Raw genomic sequence first — 25960 nt, forward strand, 5'->3', positions numbered from 1 at the left:
CATTCGACTTGTTGACCATGGGTAAAATTGACATAGCGCAGGCTGTTCAGATTTATCAAAACTTGGAGCAAGGACCGTTGGTAAGAAAATCATACATCATATATTTAGAAGGATTGCTATGAGCGATATTAAAATTATTGCTTTGGGTGGTGTGCGGGAGAACGGTAAAAATCTCTACATCGCCGAAGTAGATGAGCACATTTTTGTGCTAGATGCAGGGCTTAAATACCCTGAAAATGAACAGTTGGGTGTGGACGTTATTGTTCCTAACTTTGACTATTTGGAAGAAAACAAGGATCGTGTTGCGGGTATCTTCTTGACGCACGGACATGCGGATGCCATTGGTGCTCTTCCTTACTTGCTAGAAAAAGTCAAAGTGCCAGTTTTTGGATCTCATTTGACAATCGAATTGGCTAAGCTAGTCGTCAAAAACTACGCTGCCACTAAGAAATTTAATGATTTCCATGTTATCAATTCTAAGGCAGAAATTGATTTTGGTGGACCAGTCATTTCTTTTTTCAAGACAACACACTCTATTCCAGAAAGTCTAGGAATTGTTGTCAAAACGGATGAAGGAAATATTGTCTATACAGGTGATTTCAAGTTTGACCAGGCTGCCAATCTATTTTACAGGACTGATTTTGCTCGTTTAGCAGAAATCGGCCGTGAAGGTGTCTTGGCGCTCTTGTCTGATTCATCCAATGCGGATAGTAATGTTCAAGTAGCTAGCATGCATGAAGAAGCTGAAGAAATTTTTGATACCATTGCAGATTGGGATGGTCGTGTCATTGTGGCTGCGGTGGCAAGTAACATTGCCCGTATTCAACAGATTTCCGCACAGCTATTTCTCTCAAAAAATTGCACTTGGTTAGCGAGAAATTATTGATTAAACCAAAAGAAATGAATAAGTTTGACGACAGCGAACTCATTATTTTGGAGACAGGTCGCATGGGTGAGCCACTAGAGGGACTTCGTAAGATGTCTGTTGGTCGCCATCGTTATGTGGAAATCAAGGATGGAGACCTAGTTTTCATCGTTACAACGCCAAGTATTTCCAAGGAAGCTGTTGTAGCTAAAGTTGAGAATATGATCTACCAAGCGGGTGGTGTGGTTAAATCTATCACTAAAAACTTGCGGGTATCTGGTCATGGGAATGCGCGTGATTTGCAGCTTATGCTCAATATTCTTCGTCCAAAATTTCTCTTCCCAGTTCAAGGTGAATACCGTCAGTTGGATGCGCATGCAACAGCTGCACTAGAAATTGGTCACTTGCCAGAAAATATTTTCATCGTTAAGCGTGGTGATGTCATGCACTATGAAGAAGGTGACTTTGTCCATAATGGGGCTGTTCCAGCTGGTGACGTCATGATTGATGGAAATGCCATGGGTGATGTGGGGAATATCGTTCTTCGTGACCGCAAGATTTTATCAGAAGACGGGATTTTCATCGTGGCAATCACAGTTAACCGGAAAGAAAAGAAAATTATTTCCAAGGCCAAGGTCCATACGCGTGGATTTGTCTATGTTAAGAAAAGTAAGGATATTTTGCGTGAGGCATCTGATTTGGTCAATACATCGGTGGAAAATTACTTCACAAAAGATACCTTTGATTGGGGTGAATTGAAGGGAGCGGTGCGCGATGATTTATCCAAGTTCTTATACGATCAGACAAAGCGTCGTCCATCTATTTTGCCAGTAATTATGGAAGTTCGGTAAGATGTTACATCAAACAGCCTTCGGGGCTGTTTTTTCGAAAGGAGAAACCTATGGCTTTTATACAAATTGAGTATTATTCAGAAAGTTTGGGACAATTCCGTCAGGTAGAAGTTCTCTATCCAGATGCCAGCGAAGTGACCAAAGATGAAGCAACATCGACCGCTATTCCCGTGCTCTATCTTTTACATGGTATGAGTGGGAACCAGCACTCTTGGACAGGTCGAACCCATCTCACGCGTTTGGTGCGCTATACCAATCTTATTGTTGTGATGCCTAACACAGAAAATGGTTGGTATACCAATACCAAGTATGGAGTCAATTATTACGATGCCATTGCAACAGAATTGCCGCAAGTGATGCGTCGATTCTTTCCAAATATGACGGACAAGCGTGAAAAGACCTTTATTGCAGGTTTGTCTATGGGTGGTTACGGTGCCTTCAAATTAGCCTTTCTGACCAATCAATATGCTATGGCAGGTTCCTTTTCTGGAACTCTGCAATTTGACATGAACCTTAGAGGCGATACGCCGCAGGAAAAAGCTTATTGGAAGGGCGTTTTTGGAGAAGACGAGGAGTTTTTAGCTAGTGATAATCATTTGCTCAATGCCGCCAAAAAAGCGGATGGAAAGACCAAATTTTACGCTTGGTGTGGTCAAGGAGATTTCCTTTTTCCAGCTAATGAAACTGCTATCGCAGATTTTAAAACAATTGGAATAGAGGTTGACTATAGAACAAACCACGGCACGCACGACTGGTATTATTGGGAAAAACAGATCGAACTTTTCTTAGAAATGCTGCCAATTGATTATGTAAAAGAAGAAAGATTATCTTAAGCAGAAGACACTTGGTTTTTCAAGTGTTTTCTTTTATGAAAATGGGAAAGTAGGGACAGTTTTTGCTATAATAGACCTATGATTATTTTAAGTGGAAATAAGATTGAGCGTTCCTTTTCAGGCGACGTTCTTTTCGATAATATTAACATTCAAGTAGATGAGCGTGACCGCATTGCTCTGGTTGGACGAAATGGTGCTGGAAAGTCGACTCTTCTGAAGATTTTGGTGGGAGAAGAAGCACCTACTTCAGGTGATATCAACACCAAGCGTGATCTCAGTTTCTCTTACCTAGCGCAGGACAGTCGTTTTGAGTCGGAAAACACTATCTATGATGAGATGCTCCATGTCTTTGATGATCTTCGTCAGGATGAGCAGAAACTTCGTTCTATGGAGCTGAAAATGGCGGAGCTGACAGGTAGTGACTTGGATAAACTGATGCAGGACTACGACCGCTTGTCAGAAGAATTTAGACAGAGAGGCGGATTTACCTACGAGTCAGACATTCGAGCTATTTTGAATGGTTTCAAATTTGATCAGTCCATGTGGGAGATGAAAATCTCCGAACTTTCTGGCGGTCAAAATACGCGTTTAGCACTGGCAAAAATGCTTCTGGAAAAACCAGAACTCTTGGTATTGGATGAGCCAACCAATCATTTGGATATTGACACCATCGCCTGGCTGGAAAATTACTTGGTCAACTACCAAGGAGCTCTCATCATTGTCAGCCACGACCGCTATTTCCTTGATAAAGTAGCGACCATCACGCTGGACCTCAATCCACATAGTCTGGATCGCTACGTCGGAAATTATTCCAAATTTATGGACTTAAAAGCGGAGAAATTAGTGACAGAAGCCAAGAATTATGAAAAGCAAGCCAAGGAGATTGCTAAGCTAGAAGATTTCATTCAGAAAAATATCGTCCGTGCCTCCACGACCAAACGAGCTCAATCACGCCGTAAACAACTGGAGAAAATGGAGCGCTTAGATAAGTCAACTGCCGGTCAAAAATCTGCCCATATGACCTTCCATGCTGAAAAAGTATCAGGAAATGTCGTTCTGACAGTGACGGATGCGGCTATCGGTTACGACGGTCAGGTCTTAGCTGCGCCCATTGACCTTGATGTCAAAAAGATGGATGCCATCGCCATTGTCGGACCAAATGGAATCGGGAAAACCACCTTTATCAAGTCCGTCATTGGTGCTCTGCCATTTATCAAGGGGACTTCAACCTACGGTGCCAATGTAGAAGTGGGCTATTACGATCAGACGCAGACCGCTTTGATGCCTAATAATACCGTTTTAGACGAGCTCTGGAATGACTTTTCGACGACACCGGAAGTGGAAATTCGTAATCGCCTCGGAGCTTTTCTCTTCTGGCAAAATTATCCATGGAAAATAATAATTTCCTGATTTTGGATGAGCCGACCAACCACTTGGATATCGATAGCAAGGAAGTGCTGGAAAACGCCCTGATTGAATTTGATGGCACGCTCCTCTTTGTCAGTCATGACCGTTATTTCATCAATCGTGTCGCCATAAAAGTGCTGGAGATCTCAGAAAATGGCTCCACACTTTACCTAGGTGATTATGCTTATTATGTGGAGAAAAAAGCAGAGCTGGAAGCCATGGCAGCCGCTCAAGAGCAAGATGGTCAGGTAGCAGTAGAGGTACCAGTAACTAGCGCCAGCCATTATGAAGCCCAAAAAGCCAACCAAAAAGAAATCCGCAAAATCACTCGCCGCATCGCTGAAATCGAAGCACGTCTGGAAGTCATAGAAGCCGAAGAAGCTCAGCTAAATGAAGCCATGCTGTCAACCAACGACGCAGCCACCCTCATGGACCATCAGCGCCAAATCGACGCCTTTCAAGAAGAACAAGAAGCCCTCATTGAAGAATGGGAAGAATTGAGTATGCAGGTTGATGAGTAGGTGCTTGATATTCGGAAATTATAATAACCATGCAGAAAGGATTCCCATGCCCAACTACGGTGAAGTTTTCAAAGAATTACGAATCAATCGAAATTTGACCCTATCTCAGTTGGCAGATGAGGAGGTTTCAATAGCCCAGCTATCGCGCTTTGAGCGGGGGGAATCAGATTTGTCCATCAGCAAATTTTTCCATGCTTTGGATAAGATGCATCTAACAGCGGATGAATTCATGGATCGCGTACATGATTATAAGCGAATTGATCAGATTTCCCTCATGTCACAGATGGCAAAACGACATTATCAGTCTGATGTAGCAGGCTTGGAATAATTGCGCCAGGCGGATCTAGAAAAGTATCAAGCCAATCCTAAGAATGAACTTGCACTTCTCAACAGTATTCTTTTTCGTGGGATGATTTGTGAGCTCAATCCTCAAGAAAACATGTACCAGAAGAGTTGGATGTGGTATCTGATCATCTTTTTTGCACGGAAGAATGGCATATTGACGAGCTCATTTTGATTGGCAATCTCTATCGTTTCTACGATACGGACTACATGTGCCGGTTGATAGATGAGGTGCTTGACAGGGATTTTCTCTACCAAGAAATCGCTACCTACAAAAACTTAGTCGAAGTGACCCTATTAAATGTCATTCAGACCTTGGTAGAACGCGGAGCATTGTCCGAGGCCCGGCGGTATGATCAAAAACTGCAACCCATGATTGTCAACGAACGAAAGGCTTACCATCGCTTGATTTACCTCTATGTCAAGGGATTCCTTCTCTATGCTCTCGGTCAGGAAAATGGCAGAGCGGACATGGAGCGTGCCATCCAAGCCTTTGAGTGGATGGGGAGTTCTTACCATGCGACTACCTATCGCAAGCATTTTGGGGAATATGTTAGAAACAGATAGAAAACAAAAGTACTGGAACGATCAAAGGGATTTCGGTGCTTTTTATGTTTCCCAATCTTTAGGCATCAACGTACCATCATAAACAGCCTAAAATTACCATTTAGGACGTTTTAATGACTGTTCAGGATTTGGATAAAAATTTTTATGAAAAAATGGTATAGTGAATTCGTCAAGATTGCAACATGACAAAATTTATATATTATTTTGAAGGTAGTTATTATGAATAATAAATCATTACTGAAACAGATTACAATTGAAAAAAAGATCCTAGAATCAATAAATGGTGGATACGCAGTTTTTTTACCAGATGAAAAGCCAGTTGATATTGATGGCGATGGTAAATTTAGAGGAATTCTTGTGCCCAAAGTTGATTTAAGAGCTAGACCGTAATAGACTACTATTGACTGTAGATAGAGGAGAGGGGATGAAATGCAAAAAAAGTGGATTACGTTGGTGCTGATGATATATAGCTTACGGTATTTTTTAGAAATACCTCAACTCTTGCCAGTCGATGTTACAATGGGACAACTGATGATGCTTCAGTTTGTGATGGATTGCGTACTCAGCCTTGTCATCATTAAACTGTTGAGACGTTGGGAAGAAGATTCTATTCTTCATTTTCCCAAACTAAAACTTAGTCACATTTTAATATGTATAGTAAGTTTTTATTTTTTAGACTGCATTCTCCCATTTATTGTACAACAGATTCCACAGGAAACTTCAGAAGAAGTGGTCAAAGTGAACAATGAGACTAGCCTAGCTTATTATCTGTACTCCATCCATGAGTATGGCAATTGGATGTTTCCTTTAGTCATGGCTGAGATTTGCATATTTGGTCCAATTTTTGAAGAGTTGCTCTATCGTGGACTTATCATGACTCAATTTTTCAAAAATTCTCCTCTCTATTTAGATGTGCTTTTGTCAGCTATTATATTTTCTTTATCGCATTTAATAATCAGTCATCTAAGTTTACTTGATTTCCTTATTTACTTTAATATAGGACTTGTATTTGCACTTATTTTTCGAAAAACTAAAAACATATATTATAGTGTCATGCTTCATATGGTGGTCAATATAGCAGCCTCTATTCCTGAACTCAAAAGTATTTATGTGTATGTCAAATTTTGGATTGTGATGACCTTTTTTTAAATAGTGAATCGTTTATTTCTGGACCTTCTAGTTGAACTCAACTAATTTACAGATATGCAAAAAATAAAACCCTCTCAGGAAAATAGACTAAAATAGGTCTATCATCTTGGGAGGTTATTTTGATGAAGAAATCACTTGTAAAACTCTTAACTAGCCGCGCTATCAATAAAATCGGCAATATTTTTTATGACTATGGTAACAGCGTCTGGTTGGCTTCCATGGGAGCAGTGGGACAGCAGTTTTTGGCTTACTACCAGATGGCGGATACACTGACATCTATTCTTTTTAATCCTATCAGCGGAGCTTTGGTAGATCGATTCAAGCGTCGTAAAGTTTTGCCGTGGACAGATGCCATTTGTGCGCTGGTTTGTTTTCTGGCAGCTCTTATCAGTAAGGACAGCTGGATGCTCTATATGTTGGTCATTGCCAATATGATTCTAGCCATTTCCAGCTCTTTTTCGCGCATCGCTAATAAATCTTTTCTGACAAAATTGGTGGCTAAAGAGGACATCATCACCTATAATTCTCATCTGGAGATGGTGCTTCAAGTCATCGGTGTTTCCTCACCTATTTTCTCCTTCATCGTAGTGCATTTCACTAGCCTGCGCGTGACGCTTGTCCTTGATGGATTGACATTTTTCTCCTTATTTACGCCATTAAGCCCACAGAGATCCCTTATCAGACCAATGGAAAAGAAGGACTGACCGTCCCATCTCTTCTCTTGGACATGCTGGAAGGCTTGCAATTTGTGTGGCGGTAGAAGTCAGTTCTCTTTCTTTTGGTAATGGCTGCGCTGGTCAATTTTCTCTTTGCTGCATTTGCTTATTTGCTACCATTTTCCAATCAACTTTTTGAAAATGAAAGTGCCTACGCTACCATGCTCACTCTGGGGGCGGTCGGGTCTATTAGTGCAGCAGCTATTTCCAGCCGTGTTAAATCTAGTATTTATCATCTCTTATTCAATTTACTCTTAAGTGGACTTGGAGTTGCTATCATCGGATGGGCATTCTTTCTGCCAAATTTTGCTTGGATTTTCTACGTAGGAAATTTGGGGACCGAATTTTTCATGACCATTTTTAATATCCATTTTCTCAGTCAAATCCAGATGCGAGTGCCCAATGAATTGATGGGACGTGTGTTTTCAGTTGTCTTTACAATAGCCATCGCCCTCATGCCTCTAGGAACATGGTTTATCTCGCATTTTCCAAATGCTATTCATCTCTTGACCTTTACTGGGTTAGGTCTGGGAGTAATGGTCTTGGCAATTTTGGGCATGCTTTATAATTGTCTGAAAGGTTTTGAGAAGTCAAATCTCTAGACCTATACACTAATTAGTGATATAGTGGCCTAACAAACGTTAGTGAGGTTTTTATGTATTCATCAGAATTTGAATTGGGATTGGTTGCTCTAAATGTGTCCAATTTGGAATTACAGTCGCTTTTTTATCAGCAGGTTTTGGGCTTATCGCTTATAAAAGAAGAAGCGGGTCAAGTTGACTTGGGCGTGGGAGAAAGAGTGTCTACCCTTTAGCCATCGTCCTTCCCAGTCGTCAAGCTTTGGGAGATATTTTCCGGCATTTTTTGACCAATCAGGTGCCATTGGTTGGTGCTTCGGACCATGGCTACAGCGGAGCTATTTACCTTGAGGATACAGAAGGAAACGGCATCGAAATTTATCGCGATTTGCCTGAGTCAGATTGGGACATTCGTGAAGATGGTCGTATCATCGGGATTACTGATCCCATGGATGCGCAGGCTGTTTTTGATGCCGGAAGTGGTTTGACACCACCTTATAAAATGCCAGAAGGTAGCCGTATGGTTATCAGTGGCTAATAGCAAAGCCAGCAGTCAGTTTTATGCGACGGTCTTTAGCGTGGATGAAAAATTTGCAGTTCCGACCGCATCTTGGCTGGCTTCCGGAGATTACCATCACCATATCGCGGTCAATGAATGGTCTGGTCCTCATCAATCCAAACGCAGCTCTGGTATGCACGGTCTAGCCTATTTCCAAGTCCAATTCCACAAGGAAGCTGCACTCAGCTCCGCCATTTCCAAGGCAAAAACAATGGGAGTAGAGGTCCAAGTGTTAGACAGCTACACAATTGTGACGGATCCAGATGGAGTGGAAATTCACTTAATGTTATTATAAAAAGAGCTCTCGTAGCTCTTTTTTGCATCCCACTCCTGAAAACGATATAATCAATTAGTAGACCTAACATGGAATAAGACAGACACAGTCTATAGACCAAACAGATTTTAGATTGACGAAACCTTATAGAGAGAGGAGTTTTTTCAAAACTCTCGTAGTCTTGACGGAATATGTTAATGAAATAATGATTACAATGGAAAAATAGTATTTTGTTAGCATATTTTAAGTATCAGATAGTTAAAATAAGAGGGGAAGCATATGAATCAAATTCGAAAGAAAATAACGAAAACGGCAACTGGAAAACTCGGTAAAGCCGCTGGGCTTTTTAACACTGTTTTTGGAATTATTCCAGATACAGTCGCCATTATTGGCAAAATTACTGACAAAGCAGCGCCTATTGTAGAGAAAAATTTAGACCGCAGTCATGAATACAAAAAAAGTTTGATTGCCATTCCTAATTTATTAGATGTAGACGTGGATGTGGCAAAGGAGCACTTGAAAGTATCGGCTTAACAGTTATTAGTTATTCCTCTTTTGGCAAAAGCTAATAAGCGTTACGCTCATGCAGAGGTAAGAGAAGTGGTAGCTATGCAGCCCAAGTCAGGTAAGGTGCCATCTGGTAGTCTGGTTAAACTTTACTATGTGGATGAAATGTTCATTGAAAAAAGCCGAGAGAATTTTGTTTTGCCGGATGTGGTGGGATTGTCAGTGGATGAAGCCAAGTAAATGTTGGAAAAAGCAGGCTACTATCCCGCTCCGCTATTGGTCAAACCGCAGAAAAAATATGCCACTGTTCAGCTCAACGAGGTACTTTATACTCATCCTAGCAATCAGTTAATCGGTCCTGCACCTAAGAAAGGGGCGGTCATCAAGCTCTTTTATGTCAATGAAACGATTCGTAAATTGATTATCAATCGTTTGCCAAAAATGGCAGAGCTCAAAAAAGAAGCAAATCATGCACGATTTAAGGAAAATGTCCAGAGTTTACAAGATATCCTTCCAAGACGTAAATAAGATCATAAAAATCCCATTCGTTAGAATGGGATTTTACTGTTTATTGAAATTCTGCTTTTGATTTGACGTCGCCGTATTCTTCAGCAACTTCTTTACTAAGGATGTCCTCATAGCTTGGTAAAAGGATATCCGAACCATACTTATTGTGAAGAGCAGTGGAGACAAGGCGATAGGCCAAGCGTGGATTACGAGAAAGAATCGGACCGTGGAAATAGCTAGCAAAGAAATTCTTGTAATGCATGCCTTCCCCGCCATCTTCCTTATTGTTGCCATTTCCATAAATCACCTTTCCTAGCGGTTTTTGATCCGCTGCTAGGAAGGTTCGTCCTTGGTGATTTTCAAAACCATAATAGGTTTCGTCAAATTCTTCATTGTGGATTTTGATGTCGCCAATAAAGCGATTGTTGGTTTGATTGAGGGTGTAGTGGCCCAATATCCCAAGACCATCAATCTTGCGACCACCAGCTTCGATGTAATATTGCCCTAAAAGCTGGAAACCACCACAGATGGCAAGAACGACGCCATTATTTTCGATAAAGTCAGCGAGGTTTTCTTTCTTATTTGGAAGATCTTTGGCTAGAATGGATTGTTCAAAATCCTGTCCACCACCAAAAAAGGCCATATCATAGAAATCTTTATCGAAGGGGTCTGCCATGGAAACAATGTCGACTTGGACTTGGCACCCCAATTTTTCCGCTACGTATTTCAGCATAAGAATATTGCCATTGTCGCCGTATGTATTCATTAAATCGCCATAGAGATGGGCGATGTTGATCTGGTAGGCAGTTTCTTTTTCTGGACTTTTCAGCGAAGTATAAACCATTAGCGCATCTCCTTTCTGATAGCTTTACGATTGGCCATGAGCTCACGGAATTCCAGCATAGCGGTATAAGTGGCCAGGATATAGACATGCGGATTGTCTTGGTTTTCAATGGCAGTAATCACATCTTCCAGACTAGACTTTTCATTGATTCGATTTTCATCGTAGCCTGTGACACGGAGACGACGAGCAATTTCAGAAGCCCGAACACCGCCTGCGATGATTTGTGTAATGTCCATGTGATTGATCTGCTCAAAGTCTGCATCCCAAATCCAGCTGGTATCAATGCCATCAGCATAGTTTGCATTGAGTAATACGGCTAAACTGAAGGAGTAGGGAGCTAATTTCATCATTTCGATGGCTTGGGTAGCACCCACTGGATTTTTGATGAGGACCAAAGTACAGTCTTTGTTACCAATTTTGAAAGTTTCTTGACGTCCGAAGACCGCTTTACTTTTCTCAAAACCAGCCTTAATCTTCTCGGGTTCCACCCCTAAAAATTCTGCGATGCTGACTGCTGCTAGGGCATTATAAATATTGTACAGTCCACCGATGTTGATGGTGTAACCCTGTCCATCAATGACGAAGCTAGAAGAGATATTTGTGATACTTGTCAGAGCGATCAGTTTATAATCTAGCTCCGGACGTTTGAAATCACAATTAGGGCAGACATAGCTTCCCAAGTTAGCATAGGTGTTTAACTTGTACTGGATGATATGATGACAATTAGGGCAAAGAATTCCTTCGGTGTTGTAATGAGCCAGTTTTGGTTCATGCTCTTCCGTTGCAAAACCATAGTAGCGGACAGGATTGATAACTGTCGTTGAATTGAAAAGTGGGCTATCGCCATTTGCCAAAATAGTAGCATTTGGCGCCTTAGCTGCACCATCCAACATCATCTGATAAGTCGTATAAATCTCGCCATAGCGATCCATCTGATCACGGAAAACATTGGTAAAGACGATGAGACTTGGCTTGATGTATTCAGTGACCTTTGCCAGACTGGCTTCGTCAATTTCTAGGACCGCAATCTGTTTGCCATTTTTGTTTTTCTTGGCAGATAAAAAAGTAGCGGTGATACCAGTAATCATATTGGCACCGCTGGTATTGGCGGTCACATTGCCAAAGGCTTCTTCTAAGATCCCTACTGTCAAAGCAGTCGTCAGAGTTTTGCCATTGGTTCCTGTAATCACAACGATTTCGTAATTCTTTGCTAAGGTATCTAAAATATCTTTGTCAAATCGAAGGGCAATTTTTCCTGGCAATGTTGTACCACGTCCCATTTTGTTAAGAATAAATTGGGTCGTTTTACCAGCCAGAATGCCAAAAGGTGTTTTTAAATTCATAGCCCCATTTTATCATAAAGAGAAGGGATTTTCTATTCTTGAAGTCGGGCAAAAGTAGAGAAACTGTGGTATAATATAAAAAGTCACTTTTGTAGAATAGGAATGTATGAGAATCTATGTTGAATTTGAGTCAATTGTTGGATGCCCATTACTGGTCTAGTTTAATTTTTAGCCCAGGGGTTGCTATTATCAACTTACTGGATATTTTTCTAGTCATCTATCTGGTCTATCGATTTTCTAAAGCGATTGCTGGAACCAAAATTATGGTCCTCATCCGTGGAGTATTGATTTTTATCATCGCTCAGATTGTAGCTTCCTTGCTGGGACTGCAAACTATTTCGTGGTTGATGAATCAGGTCATTACCTATGGAGTCATCGCCTCAGTGGTGATTTTTGCTCCAGAACTTCGCTCTGTTCTTGAGAAATTAGGTCGGACAACGCAATTGTTTACTGGACAAGGAATCAGTAATGAAGAAGCGCTGATCCAAGCCTGCGTTAAGTCGGTCAAGTATATGTCGCCTCGTAAAATTGGAGTTCTGGTGGCTATCGAGCAAGCTCAAACTTTACAAGAATATCGCTCAACAGGGATTTCTTTGGATGCGGATATTTCCAGTGAACTCTTAATCAATATCTTCATCCCTAACACTCCTTTGCATGATGGCGCGGTGATTATCAAGGAAAATAAGGTAGCAGTAGCATGTGCCTACCTTCCCCTGTCAGAGACGCCAGAAATTTCCAAAGAATTTGGGACGCGGCACAGGGCAGCTATCGGTTTATCAGAAGCGTCGGATTCCTTTGTCTTTATCGTTTCAGAGGAGACAGGTGGCATTTCCATCGCCTATCACGGTATTTTCAAGCATAATCTGACCTTGGATGAGTTTGAGGAAGAATTACGCCACACTTTTGTAGTCGAACAGGAGATTAAAAAGCGCTGGTGGCAAGGATTAGGAGGTGGAAAAAATGCGAAATAAAGTGAAAAATATTAGCTATATTCTCTTATCTGTTTTGGTTGCAATTGTTCTCTTTTTCTATGCAACAACTACTAATTATAAAAATAGTTTGGCTGTCAAGACGCAGAGTACAGCGACAGAAACTTACACGCACACCATTACAAATGTACCTGTGACCATCGAGTACGATAGTGAGACCTATTTCATTTCTGGCTTTTCGCCAACTATCAATGTGGACCTGATTGGTTCTAATCGCGTGATTTTACAGAAGGAAACAGATGAAGCAACACGCAGTTTTCAGGTAACCGTTGATTTAACAGGTTTATCTGTAGGAACGCAGAGTGTTGATTTGCAGATTTCGGGTCTACCCTCCGGTGTGAATGCGATTCTCAACCCGTCCGTATTCGATGTGAAAATAGGAAAACGGGTGCGTAAGAATTTTGGCATCGTTGGAAAAATTACCAATTCTCAGATTGCTGAGGGATACAGTGTTGCAAGGATTACACTGGGACTTGAGACGGTTCGTGTTACCTCTGATGAAGATACATTGGCAATGATTGATCACGTGGAAGCTATCGTTCCAGATGCAAGCAAGCTTTCAGAAAATTATACTGGAACTGCGACTCTTCAAGCAGTAGATGCCAATGGTCGTATTTTACCAGTCGTCTTATAAAATGGGAAAATATTTTGGGACAGATGGTGTTCGTGGCGAAGCAAATGTTGAATTAACCCCGGAATTGGCCTTTAAATTAGGTCGTTTTGGTGGCTATGTACTTAGCCAGCATGAGACGGAAATACCACGAGTGTTCGTAGCACGAGATACGCGTATTTCTGGTCAAATGCTTGAAGCTGCCTTGGTAGCGGGACTTTTATCAGCAGGAAACTGAAAAAGCCAGTGCTGGTGTGATGATTTCAGCTAGCCATAATCCTGCTCAAGACAATGGCATTAAGTTCTTTGGTGCGGATGGTTTTAAATTAGATGATGACAAAGAATTGGAAATTGAAGCCCTTTTAGATGCAGCAGAAGATACTCTCCCTCGTCCTTCAGCTGATGGTTTGGGCGATGTTGTAGACTACCCAGAGGGATTGCGCAAATATCAACAATTTTTAGTCTCAATCGGTGTGGAATTAGATGGCATGAAAGTTGCCTTGGACACAGCTAATGGAGCTGCCTCAACATCTGCGCGTCAAATTTTTGCAGATTTGGGTGCGGAATTGGCAGTGATGGCAGATATGCCAGATGGTCTCAACATCAATGATGGTGTGGGATCAACCCACCCAGAAAAATTGCAAGAATTGGTGAAAGAAACAGAAAGCCAAATTGGTTTAGCTTTCGATGGTGACAGTGATCGTTTGATTGCAGTGGATGAAAATGGTGATTTAGTTGACGGTGATAAAATCATGTACATCATCGGAAAATATCTTTTTGATCGTGGACTCTTGGCAAAAGACACCATCGTAACGACTGTTATGTCCAACCTTGGTTTCCATAAAGCTTTGGACCGTGAAGGCATCGGAAAAGCTGTGACGGCAGTTGGTGACCGTTATGTTGTGGAAGAAATGCGCAAATCTGGCTATAATGTTGGTGGGGAGCAATCTGGTCATGTGATCCTCATGAATTATAATACCACTGGTGACGGTCAGTTGACAGCTGTTAAATTAACCAAGATCATGAAAGAAACTGGGAAGTCATTGTCAGAATTGGCAGCAGAAGTGACGATTTATCCACAAAAGTTAGTCAATATTCGTGTAGAGAACAGCATGAAAGATAAGGCTATGGAAGTTCCTGCTATTGCGGCTATCATTGAAAAAATGGAAAATGAAATGGCTGGAAATGGTCGTATCTTGGTTCGCCCAAGTGGAACGGAGCCTCTCCTTCGTGTCATGGCTGAAGCACCGACAGATGAAGAAGTGGATTATTATGTTGATACCATCGCAGACGTTGTACGTAGCGAGATTGGAATTGATTAAATAGAGATAAGATTGAGGAGACGGGTAACCGTCTTTTCTTGAGAAAGAGGAAATACGTGTCAATTTTAGAAGTTAAAAATTTGAGTCATGGTTTTGGTGACCGTGCTATTTTTGAAAATGTATCCTTCCGATTGCTCAAAGGAGAGCACATTGGCTTGGTTGGAGCCAACGGTGAAGGAAAATCAACCTTCATGTCTATTGTGACAGGAAAATTAGTCCCCGACGAAGGAAAAGTCGAATGGTCTCGCTATGTGACGGCGGGATATTTGGACCAGCATGCCAAGCTTGAAAAAGGGATGACAGTCCGTGATGTCTTGCAAACAGCATTTGACGAACTTTTTAAAACAGAAGAACGAATCAATGAAATTTATATGTCCATGGCGGATGAGACTGCGGATATGGATGCGCTGATGGAAGAAGTCGGAGAACTTCAGGATCGCTTGGAGTCTCGTGATTTTTATACACTAGATGCCAAGATTGATGAAGTAGCGCGTGCTCTGGGGGTCATGGATTTTGGTATGGATTCTGATGTCACTGAACTTTCTGGTGGTCAACGAACAAAGATTCTTCTAGCCAAACTCTTGCTTGAGAAACCAGATATCTTACTATTGGACGAGCCGACCAACTATTTGGATGCGGAGCACATTGACTGGTTCAGACGCTATTTGCAAAACTATGAGAATGCTTTTGTCCTCATTTCTCATGATATTCCATTCTTGAATGATGTGATTAATATTGTCTATCATGTGGAAAATCAGGAACTGACTCGTTATTCAGAGAATTATTACCAATTCCAAGAAGTTCATGCCATGAAACGTGCACAGTTAGAAGCGGCATATGAGCGTCAGCAAAAAGAAATTGCAGATTTACAAGATTTTGTGAATCGAAACAAGGCGCGTGTGGCAACACGAAATATGGCCATGTCACGCCAGAAAAAATTGGATAAGATGGATATCATCGAATTACAGGCTGAGAAACCAAAACCATCCTTTGATTTCAAGATGGCACGAACACCAAGTCGATTTATCTTCCAAGCCACTGATTTAGAAATTGGTTACGACCGCGTCTTGACGCGTCAGCCATTGAATTTAACCTTTGAACGTAATCAGAAGATTGCTATTATCGGTGCAAATGGTATCGGGAAATCAACTCTATTGAAGAGTCTGTTAGGAGTCATTCCTCCGCTTGCTGGTCAGGTGGAGCGTGGCGAGTATTTGGAATTGGGCTATTTTGAGCAAGAAGTTCCTGGGGGGAATCGTCAAACGCCTCTTGAAGCTGTCTGGGATGCCTTCCCAGCACTCAATCAAGCCGAGGTTCGTGCAGCTCTTGCACGATGTGGCCTGACTTCAAAGCATATCGAAAGCCAAATTCAAGTCCTTTCGGGCGGTGAGCAAGCTAAAGTTCGTTTCTGTCTTCTTATGAATCGTGAAAATAACGTATTGGTGCTAGATGAGCCGACCAATCACTTGGATGTGGATGCCAAAGATGAGCTCAAACGAGCGCTTCAAGCATATAAAGGATCCATCCTAATGGTTTGTCACGAACCGAACTTTTACCAAGGTTGGGTAGATGACATTTGGGATTTTAATGATTTAACATAGAATATGAAAGAGTTTGGAATAAAAAGTAGTTCCAAACTTTTCTTTTTGATGTTTTTTTGAAAGTAGTAATGGCTGAGTGCTCAAACATTTTGAGAAAAGTTGGAGGTGGGAAGCATGGAAATCAAAATTTTTCACACCTTACTTTTGAGTTGTACGAGGTTAGAAGTAAAGAGGTTTTGATAGGCTTAACCTCTAAAAATTAGAGTGCGGGACAGAAATCAGTCATTTCGCAGAAATGCTATTTTTGGCCTGTTCTCTTTTCTAATAGTTATCAATTGTGCCAAGAATATTCACTAAAATGGCTCATGAGAATATTACTTAGTGAAAGTTTTTGCTTTATTTTCAATTTTTTCTGAAAATTGTTGACCTTTAATATTTTTTTTGATAGGATAATGAGTATGTTTATTTGGAGGTAATCGAGTGAATAAAGTAGTATCTGTTTGGAAAAGAATGAGTTTAATTCGGAAAATTGGTATCGGAGTTGTCATGGGCTTATTATTGGGATTGGTATTCCCCAAATTACAAGTCATTGCTTTGTTTGGTACCTTATTTGTAGGGGCTTTGAAGGCTATCGCTCCTCTTTTAGTTTTAACCTTGGTTGCACATGCCCTATCTCAAGCGCCTACTGGGCAAAAGTCCAATATGAGGACAGTTATTTTTCTTTATTTATTCGGAACTTTTGCAGCTGCTTTTGTTGCCATAGTAGCTAGCTATTTGTTTCCTGTTACATTAGTTCTTTCTAATGCGACTACTACAGATATTGCTCCACCGCAGGGAATTGCAGAAGTGTTTCAAGATCTGCTAATGAGAGTCGTTGATAACCCAATCAATGCTCTTGCGACTGCTAATTATATTGGAGTGTTAACTTGGGCGGCTGTTTTTGGTATTGCTTTTCGCCAAGCCAATGAACAAATGAAAGACTTGTTGCAATCAGCTGCAACAGTTACTTCCAAAGTAGTAGCAGGGATTATTGGTCTTGCTCCCTTTGGAATTATGGGATTAATTTTTGCTACCGTAGCGAGTAATGGATTGAGTGCACTAGCTGATTACGGGCTGTTGCTCTTAGTATTGGTGGGGAGTATGGTATTTGTGGCTCTAGTCATGAATCCCTTAATTGCTTTTATTATGCTCAAGAGTAATCCTTATCCTCTAGTCCTTGAATGTATGCGTGTGAGTGGAATGACAGCCTTCTTTACAAGAAGCTCCGCAGCCAATATTCCAGTCAATATGCAACTCTGTGAACGCCTAGGAGTGGATCCAGATACTTATTCAGTATCTATCCCACTGGGTGCAACCATTAACATGGCTGGAGCTGCTATTACCATTAATATTTTGACTATGGCAGCTGTCAATACTCTTGGGATTAGCGTTGATTTTAGTTCTGCACTTCTCTTGTCCATTATTGCTTCTCTATCCGCAGCGGGTGCATCTGGAGTAGCTGGAGGTTCTTTGCTTTTAATTCCAATTGCTTGTAGCCTTTTTGGCATTTCCAATGATTTGGCAATGCAGGTGGTCGGTGTTGGATTTGTAGTGGGAGTGATCCAAGATTCTTGTGAAACAGCACTTAATTCTTCGACGGATGTCTTATTTACAGTAATAGCCGAAAAATCTGGTTGGCGTAAATTGTCATAATCCTCTAAGAGCGTGGAATAAAAAGTGAAACGAGGCAGGACTTTTGTCCCAGCCTTTTTTACTTCCACTATTGTGATATTTTTTCTAACCTGCTACAGATTTTATGATAAAATAGACTTACTTCATATACTGAAAAGGAGAAAGCATGACAATTGATTTTAAAGCGGAAGTGGACAAACGCCGCGATGATTTGATGGCTGATTTATTTAGTCTTTTGGAAATTAACTCCGAACGTGACGATAGTAAGGCGGATGCAGAGCACCCATTTGGTCCTGGTCCTGTTAAAGCTTTGGAAAAATTCTTGGAAATCGCAGAACGCGATGGTTACGAGACAAAAAATGTCGACAATTATGCGGGTCATTTTACTTTTGGACAAGGTGAAGAAGAGTTGGGAATCTTTGCTCACATGGACGTTGTTCCTGCGGGCAGTGGCTGGAATACAGATCCTTACAAACCAGAAATCATCGACGGAAAACTCTTTGCTAGGGGTTCATCAGATGATAAAGGACCAACCGTGGCTTGTTATTACGGACTCAAAATCATTAAAGAATTGGGCTTGCCTGTTTCTAAACGTGTCCGTTTTGTAGTTGGTACAGACGAAGAATCTGGCTGGGGCGATATGGACTATTATTTTGCAAATGTTGGTCTCCCAGAACCAGATTTTGGCTTCTCACCAGACGCAGAATTCCCTATCATCAACGGTGAAAAAGGAAATATTACAGAATATCTTCATTTTGGCAATACCAATGGCGGTGCTTTCACACTGCATAGTTTCCAAGGTGGCTTACGTGAAAACATGGTACCTGAATCAGCGACAGCTATTTTCTCAGCGGAAGCTAGCTTGGAAGAATTGCAAGCACGTGTGACGACTTTTGCAGCAGAATACGGTGTTACAGCAGAGCTCAAAGAAGAAGATGGACGTTTCCATTTGACAGTGGTTGGTAAGTCAGCTCATGGTGCTCACCCTGAAGCTGGTGTCAATGGCGCAGCTTACCTAGCACGTTTCCTTCACCAGTTTGATTTTGCTGGCGCGGCTAAAGATTATATTGCAGTGACATCTGGCTACATTTTTGAAGACCATGCTGGTGAAAAATTAGGCGTTGCTATCACAGATGAGCGCATGGGTGCCCTTTCCATGAATGCTGGTGTCTTTAGATTTGATGAAACATTGCCAGATAATACTATCGCACTCAATTTCCGTTACCCACAAGGAACAGATGCTGCAACCATTCAGGCTGCCTTGCAAGAGTTGTCAGGTGTTCTTTCTGTAAGTCTTTCAGAGCATGAGCATACTCCTCACTATTTACCAATGGAAGATCCACTTGTGAAAACACTTTTAGATGTTTACGAGCGTCAAACAGGCCTTCGTGGTCACGAACAAGTCATCGGTGGCGGTACCTTTGGTCGTCTCTTGAAACGTGGTGTCGCTTACGGTGCTATGTTCCCAGGCTACATAGATACTATGCACCAAGCCAATGAATTCATTGATGTAGAAGATCTCTACCGTGCAGCCGCTATTTACGCAGAAGCCATCTATGAATTAATCAAATAGGATGAAAAAGGCAGGGGAACCTGTCTTTTTGTCTAGGGAGGTATAGCCATGTCAACCATTAAGGAAATTAAGAGAGCTATCATGACAGACTCTCAGAATGCACTCTTTACGGAAAAAGGAATTGAGCTCTTGTTTGCAGCGCCCCCTACAGCAAAGATTTTGCTTATCGGTCAGGCACCTGACATTCGTGCGCAAGAAGCAAGAATGTATTTTAAAGACCCTTCAGGGAATCAGCTACGCGATTGGTTGGGTGTGGATGAATAAACTTTTTATGAATCAGGTCATTTTGCCGTCGTTCCTATGGATTTTTATTTTCCGGGAAGAGGGAAATCGGGTGATTTGCCACCAAGAAGGGGCTTTGCGGACAAATGGCATCCACAGATTTTAGAGACCATACCTGATATTCAGTTGACAATTCTTATTGGTGCCTATTTGAATCAGCCAGCAACTGTCAAGATTACAGACAATGTCCGCCATTTCCAGCGATTTTTACCGACTTATTTTCCCTTGGTCCATCCGTCGCCTAGAAATAATATTTGGCAAACTAGAAATCCTTGGTTTAAGGAGGAAGTGGTGCCAGCATTACGTCGTTTGGTAAAGGAAATCTTATAATTTTATCTGCTACTTATTGCCATACTATATTTAAAAACAAGAACATACTACTGATAGATAGAGAGGCACGGGCTTATCGTGTTCATCTGTTTACAATTGATCACATATTATGGATATTTTTTGTTCTTGAATATCTGTTTCGCAAATCAAATGAGGTAAGTTGCTACCATTGCCACTTAAATGGATTGCGGGTATAGCCTAATGTAGTATTTTTCAGTGAATAGCTTTGCATTGTTTTTATAGAGACGTAAAAGACTAATTTTGTATTGATTTTTTCATTTATAAATGTTAAAGGTAACGAATCTAAAAAAGTATCTGTGTTCGATTTCCTATTAAATGTAGCAATGCTAAATTTTTCTCTACACAAGATATTTTGAGAGAAAATCTTCCTGAGATCAGTATTTGAAAGGAACTTTTTTACAAGTGGGATCTAAAAAGGATTTAGCTACAAAAACAACACAAATCAGATGAAAGAATTGGATTTCCAATTCTTTTTTAGTATAATGTAGTCTCAAGGAGGAAATCCTATGAAAAAGTTTTTAGTCAGCATTCTTATGCTGGTTTTAGTGGGCTTAGGGATTGGTCTCAGCGGACCACAAGTCCAAGCGCAATTACCGAATCAACCGATTGACACGACTGTTGTGGATGATGGTAGTTACTTATCTAGCCAAACGATTGCGACTATTGATAAGGAAAATAAATCTTGGTCACAGACGGATCAGCAATTGCAGGTCGGAGTCTATATCACAGATCGTTTACCTAGCTCATTAGAGACCTTCTCTAATGAGCTCTTTCGCAAATGGATGGTTGGGTATTCGGGAACCAATAACGGAACACTTTTAGTTATTGCTATTAAGGACCGTCAATTTCGAATTGAGACATCAGACCGAGCCTCAACGGTTTTAACCGATGTGACAGTCAAACGAATTTTAGATAGTTCACGAGATTTCTTTCGAGCTGAAGATTACGATAACGGTGTTCTTTATATCATTGATGCCATGGCCGACGAGTTTTATGGTACCAATCGTGCACAGACGCGTCTGGCCGAATTTGAAGAAAATCAAGGTAGCTCGTTTGATATTGGAGAGATTATTTTTGCGATTGTCTTCGTTCTATGGCTTATCATAGTCACATTAGGTAAAGGTGGTGGTCGTGGCGGCGGTTCAGGTACTCTTCTTTGGATTTTAGCAAATAGTTTCAGTGGTTACTCTAGTGGTTCTAGTAGAAATTCCAGTTCTAGTTCATTCGGCTCAAGTGGCGGCGGTGGCTGGTCTGGTGGCGGCGGCGATGGTGGTGGTGCCTCATCCGGTTGGTAAATGTAACATGAAAGGAAAGAATTCTTCAGGAATTCGTAAGATAGAAAATGAAAAAATATCTCCCAATTTTAATTCCCGTAGTTATTGTGGCTATATTAGCCATGATTGGTATTGGTCAGTACAATGGCTTAGTTGATTCTCACTCGCAAGTTGAAAATGCACAAGCAGATGTGAATACGCAATTGCAGCGTCGATATGATTTGGTTCCGAATGTTGTATCTGCCGTTCGTGAAGCAATGGCGCATGAAGAAGAAGTCTTCACGGCTATTGCGGATGCGCGTGCTAAAATCGGCTCAAGTGCTAAAAGATCAGAAGCTTATCAAGAGGGTCAATCTCAGTTAGATGCAGCAGTTTCTCGTCTATTGGTGTTGACAGAAAATTACCCACAGCTTAATTCCAACCAACAAGTTTCAGAATTGATTACTGAGTTGGAAGGAACGGAAAATCGTATTTTGGTTGCCCGAAAGGACTATAACGCTGTCGCAACCACTTACAACCGTAAAATCCGTCGCTTCCCTGCCTCTATCTTTGCAGGCATGTTTGGTTTTGAAAAAGCTGAGCTCTTCAAAGCAACAGAAACAGCTGCAACAACCGTCCCAAGTGTCGATTTGGAAAATAAAGGTAGTGAATAAGAAAAAGGTTCTTGCTTGGAGCAGGAACCTTTTTTGATATTTGATGTACTAAAACGAAGAGAATTTATCTAAAAAAATAGTTATATGATAGAAAATGATACAATATATTAAAAATATAAATTCGAATTTACGAGGGAAGATCATGAATCACAAAGGGACTAAAAAACTAGAAACAAATAGACTTATATTAAGGAAATATGAATCAAAAGATGTAGAGGACATGTTTCATAATTGGGTTAACGATTCTGAGGTGATGAAATATCTAACTTGGAAAGCTCACGGATCAATAGAGGTAACACGTGAAATAAATTTGTTGGATATTTCCAAATATGATTGTTTGGACTATTACAAATGGGTTATTATCCTAAAATCATCAAAGGAGGCTATTGGAGGCATTAATGTGGCTAAGGTTGATGAAAGTTGCAGTAGCGTCGAAGTTGCCTATAGATTAGGGAAAGCTTGGTGGAATAAAGGCATAGCAAGTGAAGCACTTTCTAGAGTTATCGAATTCTTATTTGAGGAGGTTGGAGTAAACCGTATAGCTGCTATGCATGATACAAATAATGCGAGTAGTGGATTAGTTATGAAGAAATGCGGTATGAGCTATGAAGGAACATTACGCCAAGCTGGTTTAAACAATCAAGGGATATACGATATTGCTTGCTATTCCATTCTTTATGATGAGTATATAAAAATGTTATCCTAATGGTAGGAAAAGGAGAATCTCTAAAAATGAATGACTATGTAACATTAAACCAAGAAAGATGGAATAGAGTACATAATGATTATACTGAACCATATACGCATGAAGAATTGATGAATTTAAAAGATCAACCAATAAGTGTAAGTTTGACTGTTGGTAAACTTGTTCCAGAATCATGGTTTGAAAAGACAGAGGGCAAAAGGGTGCTTGGGTTGGCCTGCGGTGGAGGTCAGCAAGGACCAATTTTTGCTTTACATGATTATGATGTGACAATTATGGATTTTTCTAAATCTCAACTTGAAAAAGATGAAATGGTTGCAAGTAGGGATAACCTTAAAATTAAAACTATTTTAGGTGATATGACCAAACCATTTCCATTTGAAGATGAAACTTTTGATATTGTATTTAACCCTGTTTCAAATGTTTATATTGAAGACTTAGAGAATATGTATCGCGAGGCATCCAGAGTTCTAAAACAGGGCGGATTTTTGATGGTTGGTTTTATGAATCCGTGGATTTATATGTACGATGCTGATGTAGTATGGGATAGGCCAGCTGAAGAACTTCTTTTAAAATATTCTCTTCCTTTTAATTCTCGTAAATTAGAAGAAGGAAAAATTAAAATTAATCCTGAGTACGGTTATGAATTTAGTCATACACTAGAATCATAAATTAGAAGTCAACTTAAAAATGGATTGGCTATGATTGGTTTCTATGAGTCTTGTGATAAGAGAAATAGACTGACTGAGTTTGGAAATGATTATATCGCTACGCTATCTTTCAAGTTATAAAATAATTTTTTAAGGAATCATTTGGTTTCACCCGAAAAGCAAAAAAGGATTGGAAAACCAATCCTTTTCTTATTTACCCAAACAAAACTGGCTGAAGAGCTGAGTAATGAGTTCATCTGGTGCAGCGTCACCTGTAATTTCGCCGAGGATTTCCCAGCAGCGGGTCATATCCACCTGAAGCAGGTCAACAGGCATGCCCATTTCAAGACCACTATTGACAGCCTCCAAAGATTGGACAGCTTGCTCGATGAGGGAAATATGGCGTGAGTTTGAAAGGTAGGTCGCATCATGTTCCACCAACCCAGCATTTTCAAAGAAGAGCTGGTTGATTTTTTCTTCAATCTGGTTAATATTTTGATTTTCAAGAACAGAAATACGAATAACATCCTCGGGTAATTCAATGGCTTCGATTTTCTCTTCCAAATCCGTCTTATTGAGCAAAACAATGCGATTTGTCATTTGAGAAATGGCAAGCAGATTGCGGTCTTGATCGGTCAATGGCTCCGCCGCGTTGAGAACGAGTAAGACTAAATCTGCCTCAGCCAAGGCTTGACGTGACCGTTCCACACCGATTTTTTCCACAATATCATCTGTCTCACGAATACCAGCAGTGTCAATCAATTTGAGGGGCACGCCCTTGATATTGACATATTCTTCGATGACATCGCGTGTCGTACCAGCAATATCAGTGACAATGGCCTTGTCTTCTCGTAGAAGATTATTGAGAAGGCTGGATTTACCGACATTGGGACGCCCGATGATAGCAGTTGAAATTCCTTCGCGAAGAATTTTTCCTCGGCGAGCGGTACGAAGCAAGTCTTCTAATAATTTTTGGAATTCTAGCGTTTTTTCACGAATCAATCCGGTCGTCGCTTCTTCAACATCGTCGTATTCTGGGTAGTCAATATTGACTTCGACTTGGGCTAGCGTATGGAGGATTTCTTGCCGCGTATCATCAATGAGGCGTTTGAGCGAGCCATCCAATTGCTTGACTGCATTGTGCATGGCTTTGTCTGTCTTAGCACGGATAACATCCATGACGGCTTCAGCCTGTGTCAAGTCCACACGACTATTCAAAAAGGCACGCTTAGTAAACTCTCCTGGCTCTGCCATTCGTGCGCCTTGGCGCAGGAGTAGTTGAAGGATTTCATTGGTCACAGCAATGCCACCATGCGTATTGATTTCGATGACGTCTTCGCGAGTGAAGGTCTTTGGTGCTCGCATGACAGTCACCATCACTTCGTCCAAAATCTCATCCAATCGTGGATCTATAATATGGCCATAATTGATGGTATGGCTATCAACCCTTTGCAGATTTTTTCCTTTAAAAACGCTTTGTGCAATCTCAACAGCTTGACTCCCCGATAAACGGACAATCCCAATAGCCCCTTCTCCCAGAGGAGTCGAGATAGCAGCAATGGTATCAAATTCTTTGGTTATCATAATATTTCCTATAATTTTACTTATTAACGCTACTATTCTATCATGTTCTTTAAAAATTGTCTTTGCTGGATTATCTGAAATGATTGTAACCGTTTAAATTTTTGTGGAAATAGCAGAGCGAAGATGGTATAATATTTTTTGTAATCGTTTTTATGTAAAAAGGAGTGTGCAATCTATGTCAAATTTGAAACAGCAGGTTGGTATCAAGGCTGCTGAGTTTGTGACAGACGGTATGGTCGTTGGTCTGGGAACGGGATCAACAGCTTACTATTTTGTAGAAGAAATTGGACGACGAGTGAAAGAGGAAGGGTTGCAGATTGTGGGGGTAACAACCTCTCATGCGACAACAGCTCAAGCTGAAAGCTTAGGTATTCCTCTCAAATCGATTGACCAAGTGGACTATGTGGATTTGACAGTAGATGGAGCTGATGAAGTGGATGGCAATTTTGATGGCATCAAAGGTGGTGGAGCAGCGCTTTTAATGGAAAAAATTGTGGCGGTCAACAGCAGAGATTGTATTTGGATTGTCGACCAATCAAAAGTTGTAGATCAATTGGGAGCCTTCAAATTACCTGTTGAGGTTGTCCAATACGGTTCCGAAAATCTTTTTAGAAAATTTGAGGAAAAAGGTTATCGCCCATCTTTTCGTATGGATGGGGAAAGTCGGAAAATAACCGATATGAAAAACTATATCATTGACTTGGATTTGCAAGCGATTGAGGATGCAAAAGCATTAGCAGATGAACTTGATCGTACGGTGGGAGTGGTAGAGCATGGTCTTTTCATCCACCTCATTTCTAAAGTCCTTGTGGGCTATCCTGACGGACCAAAAATCCTCGAGGTAAATTAATTTTGAGCCTTTCTGGTATAGCTGGGAGGGCTTTCTTTGTGGTA

Annotated in this window: 25 protein-coding genes and 5 pseudogenes; 27 read left to right on the top strand and 3 right to left on the bottom strand. The window is 40.9% G+C overall.

The annotated features are described in order from the left end of the window. The first annotated feature begins 118 nt into the window (after window positions 1-118). From AEX56_RS02055 to AEX56_RS02095, 15 genes and pseudogenes are all read left to right on the top strand, one after another. Window positions 119-1716, top strand: a pseudogene (locus tag AEX56_RS02055) (ribonuclease J). Window positions 1717-1766: 50 nt separating this feature from the next. Beyond that, window positions 1767-2549, top strand: coding sequence for an alpha/beta hydrolase (locus tag AEX56_RS02060; protein WP_049617715.1), 783 nt, complete (start codon window positions 1767-1769; stop codon window positions 2547-2549). A gap of 78 nt (window positions 2550-2627) precedes the next feature. Continuing rightward, window positions 2628-4477: pseudogene (locus AEX56_RS02065) on the top strand (ABC-F family ATP-binding cassette domain-containing protein). A 46-nt stretch (window positions 4478-4523) separates the two neighbouring features. Next, window positions 4524-4805, top strand: a complete 282-nt coding sequence (locus AEX56_RS08825; protein WP_236682946.1) for a helix-turn-helix domain-containing protein — start codon at window positions 4524-4526, stop codon at window positions 4803-4805. A gap of 131 nt (window positions 4806-4936) precedes the next feature. Further along, window positions 4937-5386, top strand: coding sequence for an Rgg family transcriptional regulator (locus AEX56_RS08830; RefSeq protein ID WP_236682947.1), 450 nt, complete (start codon window positions 4937-4939; stop codon window positions 5384-5386). Between the two features lie 219 nt (window positions 5387-5605). Further along, entirely contained in the window at window positions 5606-5776 is a 171-nt protein-coding gene (locus AEX56_RS08525; RefSeq protein ID WP_160315161.1) for a hypothetical protein, read from the top strand. 39 nt (window positions 5777-5815) lie between these two features. Next, a complete protein-coding gene (locus tag AEX56_RS08835; protein ID WP_053093896.1) occupies window positions 5816-6535 on the top strand; it encodes a CPBP family intramembrane glutamic endopeptidase in 720 nt (239 codons plus the stop codon). Window positions 6536-6657: 122 nt separating this feature from the next. Continuing rightward, window positions 6658-7239: an MFS transporter gene (locus tag AEX56_RS09330; RefSeq protein ID WP_330218244.1), complete on the top strand. Its 582-nt coding sequence runs from the start codon at window positions 6658-6660 to the stop codon at window positions 7237-7239. A gap of 80 nt (window positions 7240-7319) precedes the next feature. After that, complete coding sequence (locus AEX56_RS09335; RefSeq protein WP_330218245.1) at window positions 7320-7853, top strand: hypothetical protein; 534 nt, start codon at window positions 7320-7322, stop codon at window positions 7851-7853. A gap of 53 nt (window positions 7854-7906) precedes the next feature. Beyond that, entirely contained in the window at window positions 7907-8065 is a 159-nt protein-coding gene (locus AEX56_RS09455) for a hypothetical protein (RefSeq protein ID WP_443031005.1), read from the top strand. Window positions 8066-8091: 26 nt separating this feature from the next. Then, window positions 8092-8367: a hypothetical protein gene (locus AEX56_RS09460; protein WP_443031006.1), complete on the top strand. Its 276-nt coding sequence runs from the start codon at window positions 8092-8094 to the stop codon at window positions 8365-8367. Continuing rightward, a complete protein-coding gene (locus tag AEX56_RS09465) occupies window positions 8360-8683 on the top strand; it encodes a VOC family protein (RefSeq protein WP_240788827.1) in 324 nt (107 codons plus the stop codon). Before AEX56_RS09460 ends, AEX56_RS09465 begins: the two co-directional genes overlap by 8 nt. A 258-nt stretch (window positions 8684-8941) precedes the next feature. Beyond that, window positions 8942-9196: a hypothetical protein gene (locus AEX56_RS02090; protein ID WP_049617716.1), complete on the top strand. Its 255-nt coding sequence runs from the start codon at window positions 8942-8944 to the stop codon at window positions 9194-9196. A 21-nt stretch (window positions 9197-9217) separates the two neighbouring features. Then, complete coding sequence (locus AEX56_RS08370; RefSeq protein ID WP_131542088.1) at window positions 9218-9409, top strand: hypothetical protein; 192 nt, start codon at window positions 9218-9220, stop codon at window positions 9407-9409. Further along, window positions 9410-9697, top strand: coding sequence for a hypothetical protein (locus AEX56_RS02095; protein WP_049617717.1), 288 nt, complete (start codon window positions 9410-9412; stop codon window positions 9695-9697). A gap of 40 nt (window positions 9698-9737) precedes the next feature. On the opposite strand, the gene gatD is transcribed toward AEX56_RS02095, so the two are convergent. Further along, entirely contained in the window at window positions 9738-10520 is a 783-nt protein-coding gene (gene gatD, locus AEX56_RS02100; protein WP_049617718.1) for a lipid II isoglutaminyl synthase subunit GatD, read from the bottom strand. Continuing rightward, window positions 10520-11863 (bottom strand): lipid II isoglutaminyl synthase subunit MurT, encoded by a 1344-nt coding sequence (gene murT / locus AEX56_RS02105; protein ID WP_049617719.1) that lies wholly within the window; start codon window positions 11861-11863, stop codon window positions 10520-10522. The genes gatD and murT overlap by 1 nt, the downstream gene beginning before the upstream one ends. 116 nt (window positions 11864-11979) lie before the next feature. On the opposite strand from murT, the gene cdaA reads away from it, so the two are divergent. From cdaA to AEX56_RS02165, 11 genes and pseudogenes are all read left to right on the top strand, one after another. After that, on the top strand, window positions 11980-12834 hold the full coding sequence (gene cdaA, locus AEX56_RS02110; protein ID WP_082326146.1) for a diadenylate cyclase CdaA: 855 nt from the start codon (window positions 11980-11982) through the stop codon (window positions 12832-12834). After that, the gene (locus tag AEX56_RS02115) at window positions 12824-13486 is read left to right on the top strand and encodes a CdaR family protein (RefSeq protein ID WP_049617720.1); all 663 of its coding nucleotides are present in this window, start codon (window positions 12824-12826) and stop codon (window positions 13484-13486) included. Before cdaA ends, AEX56_RS02115 begins: the two co-directional genes overlap by 11 nt. Window position 13487: 1 nt before the next feature. Continuing rightward, window positions 13488-14784 (top strand): annotated as a pseudogene (gene glmM / locus AEX56_RS02120) (phosphoglucosamine mutase). A 56-nt stretch (window positions 14785-14840) separates the two neighbouring features. Beyond that, window positions 14841-16385, top strand: a complete 1545-nt coding sequence (locus AEX56_RS02125; RefSeq protein ID WP_049617721.1) for an ABC-F family ATP-binding cassette domain-containing protein — start codon at window positions 14841-14843, stop codon at window positions 16383-16385. A 420-nt stretch (window positions 16386-16805) separates the two neighbouring features. Continuing rightward, a complete protein-coding gene (sstT, locus tag AEX56_RS02135; RefSeq protein WP_082326147.1) occupies window positions 16806-18017 on the top strand; it encodes a serine/threonine transporter SstT in 1212 nt (403 codons plus the stop codon). 145 nt (window positions 18018-18162) lie between these two features. After that, complete coding sequence (gene pepV / locus AEX56_RS02140) at window positions 18163-19569, top strand: dipeptidase PepV (RefSeq protein ID WP_049617723.1); 1407 nt, start codon at window positions 18163-18165, stop codon at window positions 19567-19569. 48 nt (window positions 19570-19617) lie between these two features. Next, window positions 19618-20181, top strand: a pseudogene (locus AEX56_RS02145) (uracil-DNA glycosylase family protein). A gap of 527 nt (window positions 20182-20708) precedes the next feature. Continuing rightward, entirely contained in the window at window positions 20709-21497 is a 789-nt protein-coding gene (locus tag AEX56_RS02150; RefSeq protein ID WP_053093897.1) for a TPM domain-containing protein, read from the top strand. Window positions 21498-21544: 47 nt separating this feature from the next. Beyond that, on the top strand, window positions 21545-22129 hold the full coding sequence (locus AEX56_RS02155; protein ID WP_049617724.1) for a LemA family protein: 585 nt from the start codon (window positions 21545-21547) through the stop codon (window positions 22127-22129). A 142-nt stretch (window positions 22130-22271) separates the two neighbouring features. Then, window positions 22272-22835: a GNAT family N-acetyltransferase gene (locus tag AEX56_RS02160; RefSeq protein WP_049618227.1), complete on the top strand. Its 564-nt coding sequence runs from the start codon at window positions 22272-22274 to the stop codon at window positions 22833-22835. 26 nt (window positions 22836-22861) lie between these two features. Further along, window positions 22862-23623 (top strand): annotated as a pseudogene (locus AEX56_RS02165) (class I SAM-dependent methyltransferase). A 69-nt stretch (window positions 23624-23692) separates the two neighbouring features. Here AEX56_RS02165 and mnmE read toward each other — a convergent pair. Further along, entirely contained in the window at window positions 23693-25066 is a 1374-nt protein-coding gene (gene mnmE, locus AEX56_RS02170; protein ID WP_049617725.1) for a tRNA uridine-5-carboxymethylaminomethyl(34) synthesis GTPase MnmE, read from the bottom strand. Between the two features lie 175 nt (window positions 25067-25241). On the opposite strand from mnmE, the gene rpiA reads away from it, so the two are divergent. Then, window positions 25242-25916, top strand: a complete 675-nt coding sequence (gene rpiA / locus AEX56_RS02175) for a ribose-5-phosphate isomerase RpiA (RefSeq protein WP_049617726.1) — start codon at window positions 25242-25244, stop codon at window positions 25914-25916. Window positions 25917-25960: the final 44 nt, after the last annotated feature.

It is taken from the genome of Streptococcus sp. X13SY08 (assembly GCF_001182825.2).
Taxonomy (GTDB): Bacteria; Bacillota; Bacilli; order Lactobacillales; family Streptococcaceae; genus Streptococcus.

Coding starts and splice junctions, on each gene's coding strand:
- AEX56_RS08525 (WP_160315161.1), top strand. CDS start 5,606: ATGAATAATAAATCATTACTGAAACAGATTACAATTGAAAAAAAGATC.
- rpiA (WP_049617726.1), top strand. CDS start 25,242: ATGTCAAATTTGAAACAGCAGGTTGGTATCAAGGCTGCTGAGTTTGTG.
- AEX56_RS08835 (WP_053093896.1), top strand. CDS start 5,816: ATGCAAAAAAAGTGGATTACGTTGGTGCTGATGATATATAGCTTACGG.
- AEX56_RS08825 (WP_236682946.1), top strand. CDS start 4,524: ATGCCCAACTACGGTGAAGTTTTCAAAGAATTACGAATCAATCGAAAT.
- AEX56_RS02060 (WP_049617715.1), top strand. CDS start 1,767: ATGGCTTTTATACAAATTGAGTATTATTCAGAAAGTTTGGGACAATTC.
- AEX56_RS02150 (WP_053093897.1), top strand. CDS start 20,709: ATGAAAAAGTTTTTAGTCAGCATTCTTATGCTGGTTTTAGTGGGCTTA.
- AEX56_RS09455 (WP_443031005.1), top strand. CDS start 7,907: ATGTATTCATCAGAATTTGAATTGGGATTGGTTGCTCTAAATGTGTCC.
- AEX56_RS02090 (WP_049617716.1), top strand. CDS start 8,942: ATGAATCAAATTCGAAAGAAAATAACGAAAACGGCAACTGGAAAACTC.
- gatD (WP_049617718.1), bottom strand. CDS start 10,520: ATGGTTTATACTTCGCTGAAAAGTCCAGAAAAAGAAACTGCCTACCAG.
- pepV (WP_049617723.1), top strand. CDS start 18,163: ATGACAATTGATTTTAAAGCGGAAGTGGACAAACGCCGCGATGATTTG.
- AEX56_RS02115 (WP_049617720.1), top strand. CDS start 12,824: ATGCGAAATAAAGTGAAAAATATTAGCTATATTCTCTTATCTGTTTTG.
- AEX56_RS09330 (WP_330218244.1), top strand. CDS start 6,658: ATGAAGAAATCACTTGTAAAACTCTTAACTAGCCGCGCTATCAATAAA.
- AEX56_RS02095 (WP_049617717.1), top strand. CDS start 9,410: ATGTTGGAAAAAGCAGGCTACTATCCCGCTCCGCTATTGGTCAAACCG.
- AEX56_RS09335 (WP_330218245.1), top strand. CDS start 7,320: ATGGCTGCGCTGGTCAATTTTCTCTTTGCTGCATTTGCTTATTTGCTA.
- AEX56_RS02160 (WP_049618227.1), top strand. CDS start 22,272: ATGAATCACAAAGGGACTAAAAAACTAGAAACAAATAGACTTATATTA.
- mnmE (WP_049617725.1), bottom strand. CDS start 25,066: ATGATAACCAAAGAATTTGATACCATTGCTGCTATCTCGACTCCTCTG.
- murT (WP_049617719.1), bottom strand. CDS start 11,863: ATGAATTTAAAAACACCTTTTGGCATTCTGGCTGGTAAAACGACCCAA.
- cdaA (WP_082326146.1), top strand. CDS start 11,980: ATGTTGAATTTGAGTCAATTGTTGGATGCCCATTACTGGTCTAGTTTA.
- AEX56_RS02155 (WP_049617724.1), top strand. CDS start 21,545: ATGAAAAAATATCTCCCAATTTTAATTCCCGTAGTTATTGTGGCTATA.